Origin of the sequence: Flavobacterium sp. 9, assembly GCF_002754195.1 — a bacterium.
Lineage (GTDB): Bacteria > Bacteroidota > Bacteroidia > Flavobacteriales > Flavobacteriaceae > Flavobacterium.
On sequence record NZ_PEEU01000001.1, the window covers coordinates 621,157 to 646,847 of the forward strand.

General features: G+C 30.3%; 16 protein-coding genes and 2 pseudogenes. 7 read left to right on the forward strand and 11 right to left on the reverse strand.

Going from position 1 to position 25,691, the window contains the following annotated elements; genetic code table 11:
* Positions 1-255 precede the first annotated feature (255 nt).
* Positions 256-2,529 carry a catalase/peroxidase HPI gene (gene katG, locus CLU81_RS02345; protein WP_099708356.1) on the reverse strand — a complete coding sequence of 758 codons (2,274 nt, stop codon included), beginning with the start codon at positions 2,527-2,529 and terminating at the stop codon, positions 256-258.
* Positions 2,530-4,492: 1,963 nt separating this feature from the next.
* On the opposite strand from katG, the gene CLU81_RS02355 reads away from it, so the two are divergent.
* Both CLU81_RS02355 and CLU81_RS02360 read left to right on the forward strand, forming a co-directional pair.
* Positions 4,493-4,834, forward strand: a complete 342-nt coding sequence (locus CLU81_RS02355; protein ID WP_099708358.1) for a DUF2853 family protein — start codon at positions 4,493-4,495, stop codon at positions 4,832-4,834.
* Positions 4,821-5,048 carry a hypothetical protein gene (locus CLU81_RS02360; protein WP_099708359.1) on the forward strand — a complete coding sequence of 76 codons (228 nt, stop codon included), beginning with the start codon at positions 4,821-4,823 and terminating at the stop codon, positions 5,046-5,048. The genes CLU81_RS02355 and CLU81_RS02360 overlap by 14 nt, the downstream gene beginning before the upstream one ends.
* Positions 5,049-5,646: 598 nt before the next feature.
* Here the strand turns inward: CLU81_RS02360 and CLU81_RS26610 are convergent.
* Positions 5,647-5,868: pseudogene (locus CLU81_RS26610) on the reverse strand (PfkB family carbohydrate kinase); the annotation flags it as partial.
* A gap of 354 nt (positions 5,869-6,222) precedes the next feature.
* Between CLU81_RS26610 and CLU81_RS27290 the strand changes: the two are divergent.
* Both CLU81_RS27290 and CLU81_RS02365 read left to right on the forward strand, forming a co-directional pair.
* Entirely contained in the window at positions 6,223-6,327 is a 105-nt protein-coding gene (locus CLU81_RS27290; protein ID WP_158235298.1) for a hypothetical protein, read from the forward strand.
* Between the two features lie 988 nt (positions 6,328-7,315).
* Positions 7,316-8,077, forward strand: coding sequence for a rhomboid family intramembrane serine protease (locus tag CLU81_RS02365; protein ID WP_099708360.1), 762 nt, complete (start codon positions 7,316-7,318; stop codon positions 8,075-8,077).
* A gap of 404 nt (positions 8,078-8,481) precedes the next feature.
* Here the strand turns inward: CLU81_RS02365 and CLU81_RS27295 are convergent, their stop codons facing one another.
* Positions 8,482-8,586, reverse strand: a complete 105-nt coding sequence (locus CLU81_RS27295; protein ID WP_369804812.1) for a DDE-type integrase/transposase/recombinase — start codon at positions 8,584-8,586, stop codon at positions 8,482-8,484.
* 1,547 nt (positions 8,587-10,133) lie between these two features.
* Between CLU81_RS27295 and CLU81_RS02375 the strand changes: the two genes are divergently transcribed.
* Both CLU81_RS02375 and CLU81_RS02380 read left to right on the forward strand, forming a co-directional pair.
* Complete coding sequence (locus CLU81_RS02375) at positions 10,134-10,340, forward strand: hypothetical protein (protein ID WP_099708361.1); 207 nt, start codon at positions 10,134-10,136, stop codon at positions 10,338-10,340.
* 242 nt (positions 10,341-10,582) lie between these two features.
* On the forward strand, positions 10,583-10,888 hold the full coding sequence (locus CLU81_RS02380; protein ID WP_099708362.1) for a hypothetical protein: 306 nt from the start codon (positions 10,583-10,585) through the stop codon (positions 10,886-10,888).
* Positions 10,889-11,113: 225 nt separating this feature from the next.
* Here the strand turns inward: CLU81_RS02380 and CLU81_RS27050 are convergent.
* The 8 genes and pseudogenes from CLU81_RS27050 to CLU81_RS02420 form a co-directional block, all read right to left on the reverse strand.
* Positions 11,114-11,426 (reverse strand): annotated as a pseudogene (locus tag CLU81_RS27050) (transposase); the annotation flags it as partial.
* Between the two features lie 55 nt (positions 11,427-11,481).
* Positions 11,482-12,201: a carbonic anhydrase family protein gene (locus CLU81_RS02390; RefSeq protein WP_099712645.1), complete on the reverse strand. Its 720-nt coding sequence runs from the start codon at positions 12,199-12,201 to the stop codon at positions 11,482-11,484.
* Between the two features lie 1,003 nt (positions 12,202-13,204).
* Positions 13,205-13,360 carry a hypothetical protein gene (locus CLU81_RS26710; protein ID WP_158235299.1) on the reverse strand — a complete coding sequence of 52 codons (156 nt, stop codon included), beginning with the start codon at positions 13,358-13,360 and terminating at the stop codon, positions 13,205-13,207.
* Between the two features lie 224 nt (positions 13,361-13,584).
* The gene (locus tag CLU81_RS02395) at positions 13,585-15,702 is read right to left on the reverse strand and encodes a WG repeat-containing protein (RefSeq protein WP_099708363.1); all 2,118 of its coding nucleotides are present in this window, start codon (positions 15,700-15,702) and stop codon (positions 13,585-13,587) included.
* 2 nt (positions 15,703-15,704) lie between these two features.
* Entirely contained in the window at positions 15,705-17,927 is a 2,223-nt protein-coding gene (locus CLU81_RS02400) for a hypothetical protein (RefSeq protein ID WP_099708364.1), read from the reverse strand.
* An 830-nt stretch (positions 17,928-18,757) separates the two neighbouring features.
* Positions 18,758-18,952, reverse strand: a complete 195-nt coding sequence (locus CLU81_RS02405) for a hypothetical protein (protein ID WP_099708365.1) — start codon at positions 18,950-18,952, stop codon at positions 18,758-18,760.
* A gap of 539 nt (positions 18,953-19,491) precedes the next feature.
* A complete protein-coding gene (locus CLU81_RS02410; RefSeq protein WP_099708366.1) occupies positions 19,492-20,637 on the reverse strand; it encodes a hypothetical protein in 1,146 nt (381 codons plus the stop codon).
* Positions 20,638-21,639: 1,002 nt separating this feature from the next.
* Positions 21,640-22,926: a hypothetical protein gene (locus tag CLU81_RS02420; protein ID WP_099708368.1), complete on the reverse strand. Its 1,287-nt coding sequence runs from the start codon at positions 22,924-22,926 to the stop codon at positions 21,640-21,642.
* A 998-nt stretch (positions 22,927-23,924) separates the two neighbouring features.
* Between CLU81_RS02420 and CLU81_RS26715 the strand changes: the two genes are divergently transcribed.
* Positions 23,925-24,095, forward strand: coding sequence for a hypothetical protein (locus tag CLU81_RS26715; RefSeq protein ID WP_158235300.1), 171 nt, complete (start codon positions 23,925-23,927; stop codon positions 24,093-24,095).
* Positions 24,096-25,691: the final 1,596 nt, after the last annotated feature.

Sequence of the window (25,691 nt, forward strand, 5' to 3'; positions counted from 1 at the left end):
TTTTAAATATCACAGTTTAGGCCTTGCTTTAGATTTACACCTAAGCCCAGTAAAACTCTGTCTCTATTTTTTTCCTATTGAATTATAACAGATTCGCTGGAATATTAAGCCAAAACTGAAGTAAAAAATAACTCTACAGTCGATTAACCATATTTAAAATAGTAAATCCAACCATAGAGCATTATTTATATCCGCAAATTATTTATAATCAATGAACTTTAGAATTCAAAAATATTATATTCATACAATAAGCGACTACGCCAAATCAAAACGATCAAGGTTCATTACTTTATTCCATGTGGCAACAAAGTCTTTTATAAATTTATCTTGAGCATCGCTACTAGCGTAAACTTCTGCAAGAGCCCTTAATTCTGCATTAGCCCCAAAGACAAGATCGGCACGTGTCCCAATCCATTTTAGCTGGCCAGTTGAACGATCGTTTCCTGTATAAAGTTCTTTATCGTTAGAAACAGATTGCCATTGCGTATTCATATCGAGTAAGTTCACAAAGAAATCATTTGTAAGCTGACCCGGACGATTGGTAAACACCCCATTTTTAGAGCCATCAGCATTAATATCCAATACACGTAATCCACCTAAAAGCACTGTTAGTTCTGGCGCCGTAAGCTTTAACAAATGTGCTTTGTCTATAAGTAATTCTTCAGTTGAAACAGATGATTTTGTTCTGCGATAATTACGGAATCCATCCGTTTTAGGTTCTAAGAATCCAAAAGATTCAACATCCGTGTGTTCGGCAAATGCATCCATACGTCCCGGAGTGAAAGGTATGCTAATGGAATATCCCCCAGATGCAGCTGCTTTCTCTACTGCTGCTGATCCCGCAAGAATAATTAAATCCGCTAATGAAACTTTTTTTCCATTACCTTGCGCCGCATTAAATTCCACCTGAATACTCTCCAGTTGATCTAAAACGCTTTTAAGTTGAACAGGATTATTTACAGCCCAGTCTTTTTGCGGAGCCAGTCTTATACGGGCACCATTAGCACCTCCGCGCATATCAGATCCTCTAAAAGTAGAAGCCGAAGCCCATGCAGTCCCAACTAATTGAGAAATATTTAATCCTGAATTCAGAATTTTTCCTTTTAACTGCTCAATATCGTCCGCATTTATAAGTTCATTCTTTACCGAAGGAATAGGATCCTGCCACAACAATTCTTCCTGCGGAACATCTGTACCTAAATATCGCGAGACAGGTCCCATGTCGCGATGAGTTAATTTAAACCAGGCACGTGAAAAAGCATCTGCAAACTGGTCTGGATTTTCAAGAAAACGTCTTGATATTTTTTCGTAGTCAGGATCCAATCGCAACGATAAATCTGTTGTAAGCATTGTTGGCAAATGCTTCTTAAAACTATCAAAAGCGTCTGGAATAATTGGCTCAGCATTTTTGGCTATCCATTGGTGTGCACCGGCAGGACTTTTTGATAATTCCCATTCAAAGCCAAATAAATTTTCAAAAAAGTTGTTACTCCATTGTGTTGGTGTTGTTGTCCAGGTAACTTCAAGTCCACTTGTAATGGCATCTGCACCTTTACCAGAACCAAAGCTATTTTTCCATCCAAAACCTTGTAATTCCAAACCTGCAGCTTCCGGTTCCTCAGCTACATGATCAGAAGAAGCAGCTCCGTGTGTTTTTCCAAATGTATGACCACCAGCAATTAAGGCCACAGTTTCTTCATCATTCATTGCCATACGACCAAAAGTATCTCTTATATCTCTAGCAGCGGCAATAGGATCGGGATTACCGTCTGGTCCTTCTGGATTTACATATATAAGTCCCATTTGCACAGCTGCAAGTGGTTTTTCTAAATTTCTAGCATGAATCTGACCATCTGCACCATCATCAGATGAAACAACTCCATGATCATTTGGTACACCATCAGAACCATCTTTATAACGCTTCTCTCCACCTAACCAGGTAGTTTCAGAACCCCAGTAAACTGCTTCGTCTGGTTCCCAAACATCAACTCTTCCGCCGGCAAAACCAAACGTTTTAAAACCCATAGACTCCAATGCGACATTTCCTGTTAAAATTATCAGATCTGCCCATGAAATTTTTCTACCATATTTTTGTTTGATTGGCCACAATAATCTTCGTGCTTTGTCAAGACTTACATTATCTGGCCAACTGTTAAGTGGGGCAAAACGCTGTTGTCCTGCACCGGCTCCACCACGACCATCTTCTACTCTATAAGTTCCCGCACTATGCCATGCCATTCTAATAAATAACCCCCCATAATGACCAAAATCTGCTGGCCACCATTCTTGCGAATCCGTCATAAGTACATGTAAATCTTTTTTTACCGCTTCAAGATCAAGGCTTTTAAAGGCTTCTGCATAATTGAAATCTTCACCCATCGGATCTGATAGTGAGGAATTTTGTCGTAGAATATTTACCTTTAACCGTTTTGACCACCAGTCACGATTTTCCGTGCCTGTAGCTGCTACTTTGTCCATACTCCCATTATGAAAAGGACATTTGCTAATGTCATTTGATTGGTTGTCCATAAATGTTTATTTTTATTTTTGATACTAATTTACAAATGAAATGAAAGAATTACCATTACTGTCGATAGTAAACAAATCTTCCAATAGTTAAAATCTATTATTAGTATTGCAATGACCTCTGCTTCGAAATAGGACGTATGCGTAGAATACAATCCACTTAGTTTTTTTTAGCAAATGAAGATAGATTAACCGTCATGCAAGTGATGCTTATCAAATCATCAGCATGGTACGTAGTTTGGATGTCGAGCCACAATTAACAGAACAGCCATTAGATTTATCGATTCCTGGTAATAAAATTTTTATTCTTGCCCTACAGCTATTACTAATTTTTTAATTAAAAAAGACTCAGTGATCATTCTCTGTCTTCTTCTAGTCAAAAGAAAGTCAACCTCAGAATTATCTACTTGTCTAAAAAAACTTCCCATTTTGAAGGATGTTTAAAAATGATCTATTTTTGATCTAAGTTTTTCAATAAGCATTTTGATAATAATAAATATTTGAAATATTAAACAAAGTGTAATAAGAATGAATCTCAAAATAGTACTTAAGAACAAATACCAATATGATATTAAAGACAAGAAAATTAAAACCTCCAACAACAAATTTAATCATAAGAACGAAGTATGCAATTTTAAAAAAAATAGCAAGCTTTTAAAACAACACTATTGAAACTAACTCTATAGAAAAGCAATTATTTGATTTAAGCATTTATTTTCTATTAATCAATGAAATATCACATCATAAATTGATTTACAAAATAAATTTTAACACTTACAAATCTACACACAATGTACCATTCAAATCATTGAAAAAAGACATTAAAACAAGACAATAAGATATTTTTACTAAATTCAACATTCACCCTGATTCACAAAGCCTTATCTTAAATAATCAATCTCTGCTAATCAGGCAATGAAAATATTAAAAAAAAAAAAAAAAACATATCAGCACAGCACAACATGTATAAACGAGACACTTCGTTTCCTGTATATATAATAGATATATTTGAGAGATTTAAATATATCTGACTTAATGAGTAGCCAGCAAAGGGGATATCGAATATCAAATCTTTATTTATTTTAAGACATTTTTTAAAACGATTTTACAAATCCAAAAAATTGAACCAGTAAAAAATCAAAAACAACACAACTTCTTTTTGGTCAATAATCACGAAGTCCAGGCATAGCGAGCGGTTTGTTTTTACCCCCATAAAAACAAAGATTAAGACTCTGCTTTATTACGTTGCTTTTTACAATCGCTATTCTTTATCTGGTATTGCGACATTTTATGATATTAAAAAAAACTTTTAACCATGTTTTAATGTCTTTATTTGTAAAGCGCATTGAAACCATATTTGTACTTTTAATTTTTTAAAACAGTAAAAAATTAACAACCAAATACAGATTGATGAGATTAATTTTAAATGAAAACGAAATTACAAATACTAAAAGCTTTAAAAAACTAGACCAATGCTATAAGAACATAATTTTAAGACCTACAAATAAGAAAGTAATTGCACAGGGACTAGAAATACATCGCAATTCCGGTCTAATCCCTGGGAATATTTCGGGCAATAATCTAAAAATATTGAAAGATTTAATTGAAAAAAACTAAAAACTTCTTTCTATTTAAAAATCAAGCCAGATAGCTTTACGATTTATTTTCACGATCTAAATTTTTTTTTCTTAACTAAAACTCCATGCTAAGTTACTAGTTGAAAGATATTACAAAAGAGAAAAATATTGGAAAAATGAAATCTGAATATATACAATTCCATTAGCTATTGAGTGCAGATTGTAGAAAATTATTATTTAGCATTTCGATAAACGTACCGCCGATAGTTCAAAAAACTTTTGTCATGTTTGACAAAGTACAGGAAACAACTAAAATTAATAAACCATTACGAGAGTATTATCAAAATAACAGTTTTAATATTACATATTATAAATAAACAAATCTAAAAATGAGTACAAGAGAAGAATTAATTACAAAGTATGTAGCAGATCTTAAAGAAAAATGTGGAGTTACTCCAAATATAGAGCTACTGACAAAAGTTACAATTGGATGTGGACCTTCAATTTACAACACTGATTCATCTACGGTTGCCGGATCACAACAATCTGAATTAGATACAATAAAGAACAATTTTCTAATTAAGAAATTAGGATTACCTGATAGTCCAGCTTTAAATGAAGGAATTGATTCCGTCTTAGAAAAATATGGTAAATCTAACAGAAATAAATACAGAGTAGTTGTTTATTACCTACTAACTTTACACTTTAAAAAGGAAGGTGCTTACAAATAATCCTACAAGAAGAAATAGCAAGAAAACAAGAGTAGCCGAAAGAAATCCAAGCTACTCTAACCACCTTGTGAGTATATATCATTACTATAAATATGAGCCATTAATTGACTTAATTACAGGAGTAGACATTAATATGATCTTAAGAAAACAAGAAGTTGTAAAAGCTATTATCGATCCAAGTACTTTACAGAAAATAGCTTTCAATAATCGTTAGTTTGCCTGAATTACACTAACAGAAGAGGTTTTCTAACCTTTTATTTATGCAATATTTGATTTATAAGGATCATTAGTACAGTTCATAACTAAGGAAAATATTGGAAATTCGATTCACGAAGACAATAATATTAAAGCACTAAAAAGCTGTTATGGTAACCCTTGTACTTAAAGCAACGGAACTATAAATAAAAGTAATTTTATTGCGACAGAACATCACAATTGCACTGGTTTGAATTAAAGAGCTAAAACTCTATATTTTTGGTAGTTTATAAGTGATTATCACAACAAGCACACATTGCATAAAAGGTCAATATAACTCAAGCTGATTCCTTGATCCAATATTCTTCACTGTCCATATTTTACAAAACAACTAATTGCTAAAACTTGAACTAAAACGCCAATTTTATTAATTAGGTTTTTATCTCAAACGTATTTAGCTATCAAAAGTAATTGGTTTGTCTCCGAGTACATGATAAACTCATTTTCCCAATAGCACTTAATACATCAGAGAGAAGCCTGCAGTCAGAGAAATTTTGAAACGCAATCCGACCTTCAACTGTTCCATTCTATCATTGAGATTAATACTTATTAAGTTGTTAAAACTCTTCCCATATTAATTCAGGACAAGGTCCTGCTTTTGAAGTTATAAAATCGCCAAGGCTTATAGCTTGTTTCACAATATCTTTTACAGCAGCATCTTTTACAAATCTTTGAGACAAAAATCCTGAAAGAAAGGAATCTTCGCTACCCACCGTATCGACAACCGTGATGTTTCGGCCAAGGTACAAATGAAAATCATCATCATTGACATAAAAAGCTTCTTTATTCCCTTCGAATAATAATTCCCCTTACTCTAAAGTTGTCTTGTAATTGTCTGACAGCATACTCTTCTGAGGTATAGGACTTTCCCTAATAAATCTAAAACCATAAGTAATTCTGAGTTATTAAATTCAACGGTGCCTAACTTATGCAACAGTTTTTTTAAGAGATTAAAATTATAGTGTGGTTTACGCAGATCGATATCAAAGATATTAAATGAGCTCTGTTCTATCAATTCAAGCAATAAATTTCTTCAGTTGCACGAGTTGCCAATATAAATTACAGGATACGGATAAAAAAGCGCAATAAATACCGGATTTATGTGAGCGTATCACGCATCCATATCAAAAAATGTGTATTTTTATTACCAAAAAGAACGCGGCAACGAAGGCCCATTGGAAATACTAAACAGTTTTGAAGGCTATCTTCAAACCTATGACTACCGAGCGTATCCATAATTTGCACTCAAAGAAAACATCACGCAAGTAGCTTGCAAGACACATGCCACCTGCTATTTTGAAAAAGTACTGGGTTATAACAAAGTCAATTCTTCACACATAATGTCGTGTATTCAAAAGCTATATAAATTCAAAGAAAAGCGACTTCTCAAAACAGTCTAACCAGTAATGACATGCTTTGAAACTGGACAAATCATATCCTGTTTAAAACGAAGTAGGCAGAAACATTGGGACACCCAAACAGGGTATCTAAAGACGGAAATCTGTATATCGTCAACAATGTGTTGAAAATGCCATTTGCCCCTTGGTTCTATGAAAGAAAAATTGTCTTTTTGCAGGTTCATGCAAAGCTGCAAAGAATATTGCCATATATTATTCTTTTTTTAGCCACGTGCAAAAAGAACCATATCAATCCATCCAAATGGTTACATAATGTTCTTAAAAATATCAACGACACCAGATCTTTAGAACTCGCAATCTTCTTCCTCAATACTTCAATCAGAATTTATAAAATAATGCAGTTGCTGAGATGGATAGGACTATAAGGTTGAGCCTTACCTTTTCAACTTACACAATTTTGGAACAGTTTTCCATAGTTCAAATTAGACCCCTTCTTCGAATGAAATTTTAGATATTTTAATCATAGAAGTTAATCAAAATCTAAGAGAATGATTTTACTACATATAATTTTCATCAATAAAATAAGGCTTATTGCTGTGTTTTTATGTCTTTTAAAAAGTTTTTTCTGCATGTATAAAACTTATTATTGCATCATATTTGAAACCGTTATTTTCTTTAAAAACTTTAATTAAGTTTGTTTTTTAGTAGACTTTTTATGGTAAAAAAAACACTTCTGATATATGGTTTTAACTTTAGCACTTTGGCATAGCGCGTTTGAATTATAGAACACAAATTAACTAATTATAAAATGAACATAACTTTTTCTTTCTTTCTTAACTACATAATCATGTTAGATTTATAAAAAATTATGATAAACATTACTCCTACAGTAAAACAGTTATTAATAATAAATTCATTGTTTTACATTGGCTCGACAATTGTTGGCGAACCCGCTTATAAATTTCTTTCGCTTTGTTTTTTTGAGAATCGCGATTTTTATTTTTGGCAAATTATCACTCATATGTTCATGCATGCACCAATACCAAATATAATGCATATTATTTTCAATATGTTGGCTTTGTATTTTTTTGGCTCAGCATTAGAACATTTTTGGGGTAGTAAAAGGTTTATCCTTTTTTATATTTCTTGTGGATTAGGAGCTGCTTTCTTATACATTGCTATGAATTATTACTATTATGAAAACGGAATCAACATCTTAGTGAGGAATGGCTTCTCCAAAAATGAAATATTAAAAACCATATGGGAGGGCAAAATGAATGTAAAATGGAGGGAAATATTGACCCCGACAGATTTTCAAGCATTTAAAGATGCAGCATATTCAGGAAATTTTTTGGGCTCATCAGGAGTTGTTTATGGCTTAATGGTAGGATTTGCTTGCATGGTTCCAAATCAAGAATTAACTTTTTCAGCGTCCATTCCAATTCCAATTAAAGTAAAGTATTATGTCTCAGGATTATTGTTGGTTGATTTATATTGGGGTGTTTCTGGAGATTCTATTTTTAGCCCAACCGGAATTGACAGTTTTGCAAATCTCGGAGGTGCAATAACCGGCATGCTTATGATGCTGTATTGGAAAGATAATAAATTCAAACATAATCGCTGGAATTAACACCAACAATCCCAAGCAATAAATAATACACTATAACTTTATGTATAGATTCTGTGGCATCTGTCAAAATCAAATATAAGAATTTAAGTAATGTAAAAGTTAGCTCGACAATTTACAGAAGGATTTAAACCTCTGGTCTAACCGTCTGATTCTTCCCGAGCATGTGGACAACTTCAATCCCACTCAATGTTCGTCCAGCTGATTCAAAGCTTTAAAACCTAATCCGTTTTGGATGTGCCACTTGACAAAACGATGATCCTGTGCTACAATATTGTTGAGATATTTACACTGTCGGATTTTAATCTTTGAGAACGAACGCTTGTTATAGACTTTGATTACTCAGTTATTAGAACCGCTTTTATCAAGGTTCACTACGTTTGGTCGGAAAATTATTGCTAATTGCCTTAATTAGAAAAGTTTGAGCGCTCATTCTCTGTTCTTTTTCTGATCAAAAGAAAGTCTACTGTATTGCCTATTTTATCTAATGCCCTATATAAATAACACCATATACCTTATTACTTTTATATAGGTTTGATCCAATCTCCAGCTTACCCCTACTCTCACCTTTCTATTTTCTTCATCTCTGACTCAATGAAAGGTGTGGACTTGTAAACCCAACATTGGATCGTGGCATGATCAACATAAACTCCTCGCATTTTTATGATCTCTTCAACATCCCCATAGCTTAATGTAAACTTAAGCTTAAAATATACTGCTAGCAGTATGATAGATTTCAGATAGCAATGGCCCTTCGTATTCATGACTTTAAGAATTAAAAAAAGGCAAAGATAGAATTTCACTATAAATGAGACAGAGCCCAAAATTCTAATATTAGTTACTAGAGTGCAAATTCTACTTATATTGACAACCAATTTTCTATTAGACAAAAGATTGGTAATTATTTTATTTAGTATTGAATTTATTGATAATTTACAACTCCAAATTAGATTTTTATCTTCTAATTTCAAAAGCATTACAATCTGAAATAAAATCTTGATAATATCTATTCTTCTGCCACAGAAAGTTATTATGTTTTTTAATTCAGCTATCTTAATCATTTAAATATCGCTGCACTAATCTCTTCTTTTTACAATACCCAATCATTCACAAGCAAAGCGCGTCTAACTAATATTTCTTTATCAAATTACACTTACAAAACTTCTTATTATCTTTAATCTAATTATCCTCATCATAAATTTCAATTATTCAAGCTTGCCATCAATAACGTCTCATTTATCGTAAAATAACATAAACCGTTGTATTGTAATAACAATTGGCCGCTAAAAAATAAAAAAAAATCTCTACTTTCTCTTTTAGATTCGATGCTTTTTCTTAGCAAGAAATCAATTGTTGCGTGACTGCATATTTATTAAGAGTAAAAAAATCTTTTGAGCTATAAATCCTGGTGTGTATTTTTAAAATAAAAAACAGGCTTTTGAAATTGTTCCAATCTTATATTAGATGCTTGCAATTTATGAAAAGGGTATTTTGGCTAAATGAAAACTCACTAAAAAATGGTAATTCCTCTAAATTTGCAAACATACGGAAACATGTGCTAACGGTTAAGGTCCCAAAGTTCGTTCATGCTTTTATTCCGCATTTTTTTTTAGCAAATTCTCTGTAATATTTCAAGATTTCTTTGAATGCTTTGTCAAAAGTATAATTCCCACCCTCATAGTCCGTATCCGAAATTTTCGCACAATTTTCACCTCACATTGCTAATTTTTGTTTTCCTTGACACATTATAACTTATACTGCAAATATTTAAAAAATAAGTTTCGCATATCTCCCTCAATGTTTTTTTTTAGAATAGACTTGTTCCCAAATAAACCTTTTAATTATGTATAAATGTCTTAAAACCCATTGATAAAACTCCACCAGTGTATAATTTAGCGCTTTGTTAAAAAGTAACACAGTAAACAGAAGATTAGTAAAAGAATTAAAGCCTTTAATATGTTAGAGATGTACAAAAAAAGTAGTTATAGAAAAAGTACGCAAATTTTAATGGAAGAGCAAGAAGAAAGGAATTTTGGTAATTATTTTATTTCGATAGTTATTGACGATTATAAACAGCGAAGACTTTGCTTTAGTGTATAGCTATCTTTGGGATGACATTGGTCTTCATCCATACATAAATTATAAAGATGAGATTGGAGTTTTTGACAATAAAATTCAAACCAAGAAGGACATGAATCCTGATAACTTAAAATATGCAGGAGAATATTTGGAAAAAAAATGGATGAAATTATACCATCAGGACTAATGAACAATTAAAAGCATTTGTCAAAAAGAGATCTGAGTCTAGTATACGCCGAAATGCAAAATTTAGACTAGCAATTCTAATAAAAATCAGTCGTACAGCATCTTTCCGCATAAAATCGTGTCTTAACGCAAAGTTTTAGTATTAAAACAATGATGGTATCCTCACAAACTATTACCATAATTATTTATTAAATACTAGTGGTTTATCAACGACTTACGAACACCAAATTATACATTAAAAAAATGAAAAGAATAGAAGACCTAAATGATCTAAAACTGTTAATGATCGAATTATTTAATAATGAAGGAAGTGACTTTATAGACACCCAAGAACATGGAATTATGTTCGTAGCTTCAGGAAAACCAAAGACCACTTACGAATCGATTAAAAAAGGTACTGAGGAAAAAAAATGGGAATTTGATGGGTCGTTTTTTTATAGGGATAAAGCTAATAATTTGACAATATATTTATCTCCCATGTCAAAAAACACTTTGATTTTCGCTTCCGTACTTACTTTGCATGAACTATATATGGATAAACATAGGTGAGTTTTATTATCAAATTTATTTGATAATGTAACATTGTGTATATCATTTTTAATCTTGAAACTTTATAATGTAACAATACGCCAAAGTGAAAAAGTATATTCTACTTTTTCACTTGTATTGTAGAGGGATTCATTGTAAAAAAACAAATCCTTCAAGAAATTTACACTTTAAATAGTAACTAATTAGCAGGCATTTAAATTAAATCCACCCTCTTATTGGGTGTAATTAAATTGTTTGATTTTTAATATTATTTATTAGTTCTGTCAAAGATGAATTTATTGATATATTGAACCAATGTTAATGCTGTTGTTTTTACTAAAATTCTTACTTTAAAATCTTCAAAAGTTTTAGCATAATTGTTTCTAATTCTAAACTGGTCGCATAGTTGTGAAAATAATATTTCATTCTTTTTTTGATTTCCTTAAATTATAAAGTTGTAGCTAATAATCTTTTTGATCCTTTCTTTTGATGTTTCTAATTTAATGTTTACCATTTGAAACAAATCTAATCGAATGTGTTGAGATAAGTAACCTCTGTCATCATTTACCAAAAATGAGTAAAATTGATCAAAAAAAGCAACGTGTTTCTGTTGATCATTTTAAAAACTCACAGGTTCCGTTAGTAAGATTATAAAAAACTCCAACAATTTTTATTTTACCTTTGTCCTCCATTTCTTTTAGAATTGTACTTTTTTCTCTGATTTGTTGAATGGTATATTTTATATTATTCTCCGCAACGTATTTTACAAATTCATCATTTTTAGATTTTTTTTCACCTTGAAAATCCTGACTCATTTTTACGGCTGGTTTAATTTTAGCCAGCATAGCAGTTATATTTCCAAGTTTTACATCATTTATTGCTCCTTTTATCGCACCACAATGCTGGTGCCCCATCACTAAAATTAATTTAGCTCCTGTTAATTTACAGGCAAATTCCATACTCCCTAACTGGTCTTCATTTACAAAGTTTCCAGCAACACGGCCTACAAATACATCACCCAAACCTTGATCGAAAACATCTTCAACCGGTACACGACTGTCTACACAACTCAATATAAAAGCTTTTGGAAACTGTCCCGGTGCAGATTTACGAACTTGAGCACTATGATCTCTTACTGTTGTAACGCCACTTTGAAATCTTTTGTTACCATCAATAAATTGTTGTAAAACATCATTAGGTGTAAGTTTTGTCTGTTCTTCTTTGGTCATTACATGTACCAGAGGCTGTATTTTTTCTTTTTGCTTTTTATAATCTTTATTACAAGAAATAAAAAGTATTAATATTCCACTTATTAGCAATATTTTGAATTTCATTCGTGCCTTAATTTTAATTATCATACGAGATTGGTTGATATATTTGTGTTTTTAAAAAATTAATTGATTTTTCGGAATGTTATTATAACTTTCTGAAAATATATAAATACAGAATGTAACTCTTAGGTTACATTCTAATAAAAAAGTAGTTTTCTAATCTTTTCAAGATATTATTTTTTTCCTGCATGCCTTTAATATTATTACACGTATTCAGAATAAAATGCCTCTTTTATAATAAAGAAGCAACGCAGAAAAATTAATAGAACATTGCTTAAAATCAAACAACTAGCAAAAACTTAAAAAAAAAAAAACTTACAAGCCTATTACCTATTTTTAATACAGCAAAACCGACCATAGAGAACTATTATATCACCTAAATTTTATTATTTAGAATTATATTTTTTTAGTATAGAATTAAAAATACTATAAACAATTATAACAAATCAAAACGATCAAAGTTCATTACTTTAATCCAAGCCGCAACAAACGAATCTTTTATTTTGTAACTTTGGCTTCTTAGGAAATAGTTTTCATTAATTGTAAACTTTTTTTTAGAATATCTTTCATTTTTACCAATCCTTAAAAGCTACAGTAAAGTTACGTGAACAAATATACATGCGCATATTGATAAAGACTTTAAAATAAGACAATACGTTTTTTTGTATTCTAAGAAACAGTAAATTATAAAATCCTATATGAAATGTGTGAATGACTACATTATTAATAATATTTTTTTCGGGGTCTGTCGCATCTGTGAAAATCAGTCCTAAATATTTATATAATTAAAAAAATAAACTGCCAATATACAGAATGATTTAAATATAGTCATCTCCGGTCGAACCTTCTGATTCTTTCTAAAATTTACAAGAACTACAATCTCTTCTACTAGATATTCTACAGCAGAAAATTTATTAAATCAGAATTTTAAAGTGAGTAACCAAAATCAGGTATAAGTTTAATCGTTAATACTTTATCTGCATGTATGAATACTCCCGGTTTTCTTTTAAAGATGTTCCAGATTGAAAATCAAAAACACAACTTCTTCCTTCAAAATAGTTTCTACCAAAGCTCTATTGGGTTGAATGTCTTTTTGGTGCGTTTCAAGTAATTTTTCCCAAATTTGAGCAACTTCTTTTTTATCCAGAACAACATCTACCATCTCAAAAACCTTAAATCTAAATTCTACAAGTGCTTCCTACAAATTCCAATTACATTTATATTTTCCATTCCAATAATGTAAGCTATACATTTTAAAAAACTGTTTGAAATGCAAAAGCATCCTGCATCAGGTATTATTCAGGATTGTATTGCATCACTCGTAATTAGATCAAGAATATTATTCTAAAAAACTAGCTTCTGAAAATACTCGTGAATTTTAAAATATCATATTCGTTCTCCCTTTATATTAATTAAAAATGATTCGCCATTAAGCTTGACGTTCATTCCCATTCGATTATATGATGTTATTTTATCATAGATAAAAGGAATTGCCACTTCTCCTTTTCTGTCAATCATCCCCCATTTCTTATTAATATTTGCACGTGCAAAACCCTCTGAAAATGCATAAATTTCATCATATTTTAGTGGAATAATTTCCCTGCCGGTTCTATCAATATAACCTCCCTTTTTATTTAGAATTACATGAGCAATATCACCATCAAAGTCATAAATTATATCATACTTAAGCGGAATAATTTCCCTGCCGGTTCTATCAATATAACCCATCTTATTATTTAGAATTACCTTAGCAATATCACCTTCAAACGCGAAAATTTCATCATACTTTAGCGGAATAATTTCCCTGCCAGTTCTATCAATACAACCCATCTTTTTATTTAGAGTTACCTGAGCAATATCACCATCAAACGCGAAAATTTCATCATACTTTAGCGGAATAATTTCCCTGCCGGTCCTATCAACATAACCTACCTTTTTATTTAGAATTACCTTAGTAATATCACCTTCAAACGCGAAAATTTCATCATACTTTAGCGGAATAATTTCCCTGCCGGCTCTATCAACATAACCTACCTTTTTATTTAGAGTTACCTGAGCAATATCACCATCAAACCCGAAAATTTCATCATACTTTAGCGGAATAATTTCCCTGCCGGTCCTATCAATACAACCCATCTTTTTATTTAGAGTTACCTGAGCAATATCACCATCAAACGCGAAAATTTCATCATACTTTAGCGGAATAATTTCCCTGCCAGTTCTATCAATACAACCCATCTTTTTATTTAGAGTTACCTGAGCAATATCACCATCAAACGCGAAAATTTCATCATACTTTAGCGGAATAATTTCCCTGCCGGTCCTATCAACATAACCTACCTTTTTATTTAGAATTACCTTAGTAATATCACCTTCAAACGCGAAAATTTCATCATACTTTAGCGGAATAATTTCCCTGCCGGCTCTATCAACATAACCTACCTTTTTATTTAGAGTTACCTGAGCAATATCACCATCAAACCCGAAAATTTCATCATACTTTAGCGGAATAATTTCCCTGCCGGCTCTATCAATACAACCCATCTTTTTATTTAGAGTTACCTGAGCAATATCACCATCAAACGCGAAAATTTCATCATACTTTAGCGGAATAATTTCCCTGCCGGTCCTATCAATAAAACCTCCCTTTTTATTTAGAATTACATGAGCAATATCACCATCAAACGCGAAAATTTTATCATACTTTAGCGGAATAATTTCCCTGCCGGTCCTATCAATATAACCTACCTTTTTATTTAGAATTACCATAGTAGTATCACCTTCGAACGCGGAAATTTTATCATACTTTAGCGGAATAATTTCCCTGCCGGCTCTATCAATATAACCTACCTTTTTATTTAGAATTACCTGAGCAATATCACCTTCAAACGCGAAAATTTTATCATATTTCAACGGAATAATTTCCCTGCCGGTCCTATCAATACAACCCATCTTATTATTTAGAGATACCTGTGCAATATCACCATCAAACGCGAAAATTTTATCATACTTTAGCGGAATAATTTCCCTGCCGGTCCTATCAATATAACCTACCTTTTTATTTAGAATTACCTGAGCTATATCACCTTCAAACCTGAAAATTTCATCATATTTCAGTGGAATAATTTCCCTGCCAGCCCTATCAATATAACCTACCTTTTTATTTAGAGATACCTGTGCAATATCACCATCAAATTTGAAAATTTTATCGTACTTCAATTCAACAATTTCTACCCCCTTGATATCAATTAGCCCCCATTTTTTATTTAGACACACCATAGAAAATCCATTGTTAATAGACAAAATAAAATCATACTTTGGACTTAACACTACAAATCCTTGCTCGTTTTTTATTCCCATTTTCTGCGTTGTCGCATCAAAATACACCACCTGCGAATATATTGCCGTATTAATAAATAGAAAAAGTATTATACATTTTTTTAATTTGGAATAAATCATTACTTTAATCTGCGTTTTATATTCAAATTTTATTTTAGCTTCCATACCTAATAACTTCCGTTTTGCATTTTTGTTAAAGTTTCTCTTATTTCATTCGCAGTTTTTTTATCTACATCATCATTTAATAATTTTACTGCCAATTCTTGGGTTGTTATCGCACGCTGCTTTTCTCCATCTATATAATACAGCTGGGCCAGCGTATTAAAATGATATACTTTATTCTCCGTTACTGCTGAACTGTATTCCGACCATAGAATAGCATCTTTTATAAAACGTGAATTTTCCGGATTCTTCACTACTAACCATGCTGACGAATTAGCCAAACTAATATGGAATTGTTTAAAAAAATCTAATTCGTATTTATATTCAGAATCAGAATCCAAAGCTAAAAACATATTTTCTAATCTTTTTTCAGGATTTCCTTTCCAAGTTGCCAAATAGTTATCGAAATAAGATTTAAATACATTTAAATACTCTGTATCATCAATTGAGCTATAACTCTCTGAGTTTAAATATTCGAAATAATTTCTATAACAATCAAAATATCCTTTACCAGCTATAATCAATTTGTTGTAAAGTGCATTTATTTTCTTCTGGTTTGCTTTTGCAGCAATAACACCATCTCCTGAATCGAGACTGTCTCTCAATAAAGCACCCGAGATTTCAGAACTCAAATCTCTGCGAAATAAAGGTGGGGTATCTTCTTTTTTATCTTCAGCATTCATTTTTTCTATGGCGTCATAATGCTTCAATAAATAATCTATGGCTAAGTAATCAGTATCATTAAGCACTCTGTTTTCATTAAAAATCATTTTGTAAAACCCTTCTTTCTTAATTTCCTTCAAAATAGTTTCTACCAAAGCTCTATTGGGTTGAATGTCTTTTTGATGCGTTTCAAGTAATTTTTCCCAAATTTGAGCAACTTCTTTTTTATCCAGAACAACATCTACCATCTCAAAATCTCCCGCTCTTTTGCCATATACATCTTCATCGGGTTCATCGACAGTAGTCATTTTATTAAAAGCAAAAACTACCTCAGCATCAGTGGCTTTTTTATTTTTTAATGTTTGATCAAAAACAAGCAATCCATCTATCCTTAGCAACTTTCTATAGAGGCCATTATCATTATTAAACTGGTTTTTTTTTTGCGTTATATTAGATTTTGCAGTTGCCAAAATATCTTCATTATTATTTAAAACAATTAAACATGGACTATCGCTAATTTTACTATTTTTAAACCATTTTCTGTCATCGGGTATAGCCAAATAAAAATTATATAAATCATATACTGAATTGTATCCATCGTACATATCATTCCCTACTTCTATTTCCTGATTTTTAATAAAAGAATCAAAATCAGCTTTCTCCGAAATGTTTTTGTTATCGATTGCTACTACTAAAAATTTATTTTTCGCACTTTTAGTTGCAGCTATAGCAGCTTTTAAACTATTTTCGATTTTAAATTTAAAATTAAATTTAGAGGTAGTTGTATCAGTTACATCTTCAAAATCTTCCTGGTTAATTGAGCTATCTTTTCCCGGATATGTCCAGTTTGAAACCGCTTTATTTTCGATTGCTGTCACTTGCAAAATTTCGGAAGGCGGAACATCTTTTACATTTAAAAACACTACTACATCTTTTCCTTGACCAAAAATTCTTAATTCGCCTGTTTTTTTATCAAAAAATCCAAGATTTAAATTGTCCCGAAAATCAAAACCATCAAATTCATATTCAATAGTCACTTCTGACACATCTTTTGGCAAAGCGTATTTAGAAATTTCAGTTTCGGCATGATGACTTTCATGCACTAAATACAAATAATCCGTACGATCAATCTCAAAACCAACCTTTATAGGTACTTCTTCAGAATATATTTGGGTTATAATATCAGAAATTTTTTGATAGTGAACTGATTCAGAATTATTTTGTGTTCCTATATAAAATGAAGTATCCGAATAAGAATTCTGATATTTAATCTTAACTTTTTTAGCAGTCTTGTCATTCTTAAAAGTAAGATGAAAATAATTATTCTTTTCAGTTTGGACAAACGATAAAGAATCCCCTTTAATTATGTATTCCCCTATATAATAAATAAATTTGTGCCCAACACTAGAAATAATAAGCTCACATTTATTATCTTCCAATAAGTTTAATTTAATTCTTCGTTCATCTCTACCAATATAAGTTCCTTTTTCGATACTTTTTGTTTGAGAAAAAGAAAAAGATACCGCATAAAAGAACATTAAGAAAGTCCACATAAAATTTCGCATGCTTAAAATTTTTAGTTATTACCATTTGAAGCAAAAATATTGAGTATTGTCTACTTTTTAGGGCTGTAATACGGTTAAAAAATAACACATTAGAACAAAATACGCCATTTATTAATTTACGAACCTATCCCATTTAAAGCTAGTCTATTACCCACTCCACAAAATCAGATATAACATTGTCCCAACATGAGAATAAAATGTTTTTTCCTTAAGATGCCCGAAACTTTCATTCAAAACATTCAAGAACATATTACTTTCTAATTCATTTCTCAAAGAATAAATCACCTGTACTCCCGTTTTTACCACTTCTTTGGTTTGATTATCAATCTTAATTTTGTTTTTAACAATCGAAATCAATTTCTTTAGTTTCTCTTCGGAAATTTTCTTGATCCTGCTTTCATCCCCATTTGGTAAACAAGTTTATCCAAATAAAATATCATCCAGCAAAACATATTTAGTGTCTGACGACTTCTTTAATTTAACAGTATAATTTCTTAATTGATCATAATCTGATATAATCCCTTTAAAATGATTTCCTCTAAAAACAACTGCCTAACTACATAATACGGCAATGCATCTAATTTTAGTTTATATTGATCGTGTGTAATATATTACGCCAATTCTTCGCTTATTCCTATAGAATTTTTGAATTTAAAATCGTTTGATTTACCAAATTATCCACAACAACACTTTATCAACCCGAGGCTTTTCAAGCCTATCTATACTGCTAAGGTCGGATTGCAGCATAAACTTATGCAGTAGGAAATCCTTTTATAATTTGTTACAATAAATAAAAAAAATTGTTCTTTAATTTTTATTTCCAGTCCCAATCAATTAGAAATCTCTTTAAGATCAACTTTTAATTCCGCCAGCTCAATTGCTCTTACAGAATCATAATTGATATATCTATAGTTTTCCTGTTTGTAAGGATATCCAATCACATTGGTAATTATCGGCTTTGTTTCATTTATAATCACACCAATTTGTTGAACTCGTTGTGCAATTCTAACCGATAAACTATCCAATTGTTTTTTATCAGATTGTAAAATAACGCCATTGATTATAAAACACTTGGTATAATATCAGAATGGCTTTTATTCGATCTAACACCATTAATTATCGCAACTAAAAGGGTTCTGGTGTATACAGATTCCAATCGACATCAAAAAAACAAACATACATATTTTGCACATTCAAATTCCTTATTAAAGAGTCCTCTTCATTTACAAAATTCACATCAGTTTTCTAATAACTAAACTTATTATTTCGTGTTCTCACTCACCCCCCGACCCTAAAATGGCATAAAGCAAAAAAAAATGATATTTTTTATATTTTTTAATAGATTACAAAAAATACTTTTGCTAATCCACTTTTTTTTTAAAATTTTTAAATAGCTTAACTTTTTTTTTATTGTTTTCTAATTAAGATTTCGTTATAAATTGGATTGTTTTTTTAATTAAAATACTATTGTTCACTCATTTTTGGCTATCCTTTTAAATTCACAGGATTCTCTTTGTGAGCTATTCATAACCTTTATCTATTTTACACTGGCGGCAAAGGAAATTTAGTATGAGATTATCATTGGGGATATCCCTATAAGGGGCAGGGCTGTGTATCTATATTCAGGTGTATAGGTAGGATATTCAGCATAAAAATCATCAGTTAAAACATTTTTTGCCCAATATACTTCCCCTTGAGGAGTCATTAACTGTTTTTTCCAACAATCCTTTTCAAAGGAAAATCTTATTAAATCAAGGTACCCAACAGTTGCCTTTCGATCTTCAAAATCGCTTCGAAAACTAATTCTTTTAGAGTAAAAAGAATCTAATCCTTGACCTTCCATATTAAAGAATTCTATCCAGTCTCCATTGAAATCATTAGCAGATATATACCACTGATGTACAAGCTGCAATTTGTTTTTATTTAAATGAAATAGGTATTGTTGATGAAACTCACCAAAAACATTTAAATGAACTTGAATAAATGATGAGTGAAAAGTATTACTTCCCTGTAAAAATCCATTATACGCCATCCATTCAGCGTTATCACAATCTTCCACAACAATTTTTTGTGAACCTGCTTTTACTTTATTAATGTAAAAATCAAGTCGATAAGTTTCTTCCGTTGATTCAGCTAGAAAGTTCTCATCGGCAGTTACTTTCCTATCTAACAAATGAACTATAATATAATCGTTTGCATTTTTTACTTTAGTATTGATGATTTGTATTGTATCATTTTTATGTTCATCACTTGCAGATAAACTTTTTCCACGGTCAACGCCAATTACTGAATGATCACAAAAGTATATTTTATTTTTATCTGTTAAAAAACATATACTTTTTGAGACAGTATCATTACCTATTATCCTATAACCAAGAACCCTGAAATAATTTTTATCTTTTATTTCATAATAATCTAATTCAAAACTATTTAATTTGCATTTAATTCTATAAGGGTTACCAACCTTAACGTGATATGCGTATTTACCAGAGACTGGCATAACATCGTAAACAAATTGATTTAAATCTCTAACTGATACATGTTCTTTTAAATGTTGCCTTACAATTTCTATTTGGTCTTCGTTTTTAGAAACTTTGTCTGCAACACTACTTGCTTTTAAATCTTGATTTACAATTTCTATTTGACGATTGCTTTTAGAGCATAAAACCAAAAAAAAAGCCAATATTGACACTAATAATAATTTCTTCATTTTTATTTTATTTATTCGAATCTATAAAATATATCTATTTTTATCTGTAAAAAAAGGGATCTACATAAAAGAGTATCTTTTAATTCTTATGAAAGAAGCCATAACCCTGAAATATTTTTTATCTTAGATTTTATCATAACCTAATGCTTAAGTATTTATTGCTTTGAATTTTTCATAGCTTCTGACTATGATGGCAACCATCTAAAAACAACCTCATGCCAATCTTTATCACACACTGGTCCATAACAAATACTCCATACAATCTCAGTCCATTTTAAATGCATTGAAAAAATCTACTAAACTTTCTCCTTTGAAATCAATAAGCCAATAATTAACTTAAGACAGAAATAAAATGGCTATTAATTTTTGACAAGATTATAAATACATATTTAAAGAATTGCATCTTAAATCTTTCACATTCATATTTGAGATTCAAATATTTTATTTTTAACGAAAGAAACATATTTCACATATTTAGTATTGTTAAAAATCAAAAAAACGTGAATAAAACATTCAAACAAAGGGGGAAAATATAAAAATACTTAGCCAAATCAAATTAATGTCTCAGATTACGGATCAAATCCCGGTAATATGAAATCCCATTAACTGAAACTTATAATCCAACCTACATTGATTGTACCTTGTAAACATCGTTCTATGGGAGATAGCACCCCAATAACAACAAAAATTATAATAGCTGGTATAAAAATATAGCCATTATGCCTATAAAAATGTTTTTTTTTTAATATTTGATTTGTTAATTTAATATTTTTTTTCTTTTCATCCATAGTTGCGAGTAATCTGATTAAATAAAATTTCTTTAATACTAGCTCCCAGCTATGAAATAGTTTGCTTATGAAATTTTTCCAAAAATAGTTAAACATTTATTTTAACAGAACCGTAATAAGGTTAAAAAAAAACACTTTAAGACAAATCGAAACAATAAAAACCTCACAAGCAAAAAGGAAACGATGAAAAACGCTGGATATACTATTATCTAAATTAATATCCTCTGTTGTTATAAAAGTTAAATTTTTGGAGCGGAATTATTCCAAAATCTTTTGCAGTTTTAAAATCGTCATAATTAGCTATAAGGGCACCATCATATTTATCATTGTCACCGTCGTTAAGTCTGTAATTTGTCGAATGTAATTTGTAAAGAAACCAGCTCTTTTTAGTTTTATTATATGTGAACGTAATTGTTCGTTCCCAATGCTGATGACCTCCGGCAGCTCCTAAGCCTATATATAAGTAGCCGTTTTTTATTGTTATTCCTGTAAATATATCTTCAAAAAAAGCACCCTGGTAATCAATGCAAGGTATGATATTATCATTTTTATATGCTAGTTTGTAAGATCCGCTTTTTTGCCCTAATAAAAGAAGTAAAGTTCTTTTTTCAGGTTGATCTATGTCACCATGAGAGGTACCCTCTTCGTTATCTTTGCTTAAAACTATAATTGCATCTCCAAATTCATCAAGATTAAGATCACCATATGTAATACTTAGTACACTGTGATTTTTAGAAATAAATGATATTAAGTTTGTATTTATAGTTGTATTTATATGCACATTGTGCGGTGTAATAGTATTTTCGTCCTCATCATTAATATTAAATTTTTCGATTGGAATTTCTCCAAAATCTTTTGCTGTTCTTATACTTTTATAATTTACAACTGCTTTTTTTGACTTTCCATCTATAGGTTTGTAATTAACATATTTGGTTTTGTAAAGAAACCAATTATTTTTAGTTTTATTAAATTTAAAAATTATGGTCTGGGCCCAATGACGACTACCTATTATTTCATTTTCTATATTAAAGTTTCCATTATTAATAGTTACTTTTGAAAACGCGTCCTCGAAATCATAAATGCCAATGCAGTCAAAACATAAAATAGCATTATTGTTCTTAGATGCTATTTTATAAGATCCATTTCTTTGTCCCAGTAAAAGGAGCAAAGGTCTTTTTTCAGGTTTGCCTTCATCTCTCATGTTTGAGGTTAGTTCCTCGTTATTTTTGTGTAAAACTAAAATGGCATCTTCGAACTTGTCAAGATTAAGATCTCCATATTCAATGCTAAGCACACTATAATTTATGGGGATAAATGATTTAAAAATTTCACTTAAAGTGTCACTTTTTTCATCTACTATACTATAATCTGCATTTTTTACTGTTTCCTTCTTTATTGCAATAGTATTATTATCCAATTTATTGATTGCTTTTTCTTTTGAAATTTTATTACACGAAAATTGAGAAAGAACTAATACTATTAGGAAAACTATCTTTTTCATTTATTCCGTTGATTTTTAATGACTATTTTAAGAGTTTTATTTAAATAACAATAGTAGAGATTTAAAAATAAAAAAACAGGTAATAAAAGACAATTTTACACAAACAGAGGTGTTTTATCGTAAGACTAAATCATTGTATAACAGAATTTTAAAACACACTAATATAAAACTCCATAGCGTGCATTTTCTAAATAAACCATATTTTTTTGTTACAACTGAAGCTCTTCTTTTTGTTGTAGATAAAAAAAAAACATTAGGACAAAGCGGGAACAAAACTCGATAAACCATTTCACAAGCTATAGTTTTGGGTATGAAATCTAGCAAACAAAAAGACAATCAAGAAAGACAAAATAGCTATTAGGGAAAGACATGGGAAGCGTAATAGCAAACTGAGATTTGAAAATTCAATTAATTTGATTACGAAGCAGATAAAAGTTTTGGAATCTCAAGAATTGAATTGTAATATATTGAAATTCTCAAAAAATGCCAAGTTTAGGTCAAGAGTAAGAAAAATATTATTCCGAATTCTCGTTTTGTAAGTCTATTTGAATTTCCAATATTACCAAAATTAAACAGAACTGTTGTATTGTTTAAAATACATTAGGACAAAGCAGAACAATAAATATCAGACTAAACCAAATTATTACCTCAGTTAACAGCTCAGACTTAAACAACAACAAAATTTTGAAAGCACGTGCAAAGCGTAAAACCACTACACAGGCAATTATTTTGAGTTTAATAGATTAACCAAGCAGAAAGGCAGTGAGGAAAAGGAAAATAGTTTATGCAATACGTACCATTGTCAGAACAGATTAATGTCAATGAGGGCAAATTATACAGAAAATATTACAAAAAATAGATTTTGTACGCTTTGTTGTAGTAACCGGAAAGCAGAAATCATCAGTACATATTTAACTATCATAAAACAATGGGAAGAACCTTATTTTTCCTCATTCATACCAATAAATCATGCAAAGCCAACAGATTAAAACTTATGTATGGAAAACTATTGCAAGGTTTTTCAAAAAACACAAAAAGACAATGGCATAAAATTAGTTGCTGTTAAGTCTTTAGAATGTAACTTTAATCCAAAGACTCAAACCTACAATCCGCATTTGCATTTGATTGTAGCCAGTAACGAAATTGCCGAATTATTAGTTAATGAATAGCTCTTAATCTGGAATCAGAACGTTTTATTCTAAGCCGCCAAAAAAGCACAGGATATGAGAAAAATATATAATACTGAGGTTGCCTTAATAAAGATTATAAAATACGGGAGTAAAATTTTCACTAAACCTGACATGAATAAACGAAGCAATCAAATGCCAATTAACAAATATCGGGATACATTCTTAATTCTCAGCTAACCTCCATATTACATAGCCGTATTAACATTTCAAAACTATAAATTGTAAAAAATTGACAGTTAAAAGACAGGTTACGCGTTAGCCGATTAACTTAATTTCGATTTACAAATTTATCAATTCAAGCCTATGGAATTTTTAGTAAATATCTAGATCCTTAAAAAGAACAATACAAAAATCTTTCGTCGTTCTAAAGTTTTCTCAACTCTCTACTACTTCATCATCAATTTCAAGGGTTATCGTAACTCTGCTGAAATCTACAGGAAATAATAACAATAATAATAAAGCAAAAATAAAAAGCACAAGTAATATAGGTGTATCATTAACACAATTATATAATATATTATCACATATTTTTTCCTTTTTGTTTTCAACCAAATCACCTGTCCAATTGTAATTAAAGGTATTAAATACAATACTAAAAACCCCACTAAATACAAAATTATGACTACCATTTTAACTATATTCATTTATGATTTGTAATTAGTATACTTATCAGGAAAACTTTCTTTTCGATAGGATTCACTTGGGGGCGTTATTAACTGTTTTATCCAATAGTCCTTTTTGAAGAAAAATTTTATTGAATCAGAATATTCAACAGTTCCACCTGCACAAATTTTCCAAGAATACTTAAATTAAACAAGCTGTTTTGTTATTTAAACACATTAGAACAAAGCGCATGATAATAGCTTGGAAGAAGACAAAAAACTAACAATATAAATATTAAAAAAAATCACAAAACTCATTAACATTAGTTTAGCTTTTTATTAGTAGTAAGTATTATATTTACAATTGTAAACATCATCCTATACGACCTGACGTCCCCCATATTACTAACAAAACAAACCCTAAATACATAATACCTCCTATTAACAATATAACCATTATGCCAATGAGAATGTTTTTCAAAAATTTTTGATTTGCTACTTTAACTGCTTTTTCCTTTTCATCCATCGTTGTGAGTAATTTGATTAAATTTAATTTCTTTAATTGTATTTTCCTAGGGAATTTTAATGTCCTAATATAGAATACTAGCCACATCAAATAAAATAGTTTGATTAAAACATTTTACAAAAATAGTTAAGCATTTATTTTTTACACGGCTGTAATAAGGTTTAAAAAAAGCACATTAGGATAAATCAAAACAACAAAAACGTCACAAAATCAAATTATTGTCTCAGGCAACGGCTTATAATTCATTTTTCTTGCAAAAAATAAAATCGGAATTATTGACCTTACACCCTTTATTTATATATTTTTTAAAAATATATAAATAATTGACTAACAAAGCATGTTTTTAGTGACTTCGCTTAATCGTTTCTTATTAGTTTCCTTTTATTTATTGGTTTCCGAATATCAGGAAACTTATATATAAAAAGATAAAAGATAAGCCAAAAAATA

Bases quoted from the DNA above. Each gene is read 5' to 3' on its own strand.
- CLU81_RS26710 (WP_158235299.1), bottom strand. From the start codon at position 13,360: ATGGTAGATGTTGTTCTGGATAAAAAAGAAGTTGCTCAAATTTGGGAA.
- CLU81_RS02380 (WP_099708362.1), top strand. From the start codon at position 10,583: ATGAAAAGAATAGAAGACCTAAATGATCTAAAACTGTTAATGATCGAA.
- CLU81_RS26715 (WP_158235300.1), top strand. From the start codon at position 23,925: ATGGAAAACTATTGCAAGGTTTTTCAAAAAACACAAAAAGACAATGGC.
- CLU81_RS02410 (WP_099708366.1), bottom strand. From the start codon at position 20,637: ATGAAGAAATTATTATTAGTGTCAATATTGGCTTTTTTTTTGGTTTTA.
- CLU81_RS02390 (WP_099712645.1), bottom strand. From the start codon at position 12,201: ATGAAATTCAAAATATTGCTAATAAGTGGAATATTAATACTTTTTATT.
- CLU81_RS02395 (WP_099708363.1), bottom strand. From the start codon at position 15,702: ATGGAAGCTAAAATAAAATTTGAATATAAAACGCAGATTAAAGTAATG.
- CLU81_RS02365 (WP_099708360.1), top strand. From the start codon at position 7,316: ATGATAAACATTACTCCTACAGTAAAACAGTTATTAATAATAAATTCA.
- CLU81_RS02355 (WP_099708358.1), top strand. From the start codon at position 4,493: ATGAGTACAAGAGAAGAATTAATTACAAAGTATGTAGCAGATCTTAAA.
- CLU81_RS02420 (WP_099708368.1), bottom strand. From the start codon at position 22,926: ATGAAAAAGATAGTTTTCCTAATAGTATTAGTTCTTTCTCAATTTTCG.
- CLU81_RS02400 (WP_099708364.1), bottom strand. From the start codon at position 17,927: ATGCGAAATTTTATGTGGACTTTCTTAATGTTCTTTTATGCGGTATCT.
- katG (WP_099708356.1), bottom strand. From the start codon at position 2,529: ATGGACAACCAATCAAATGACATTAGCAAATGTCCTTTTCATAATGGG.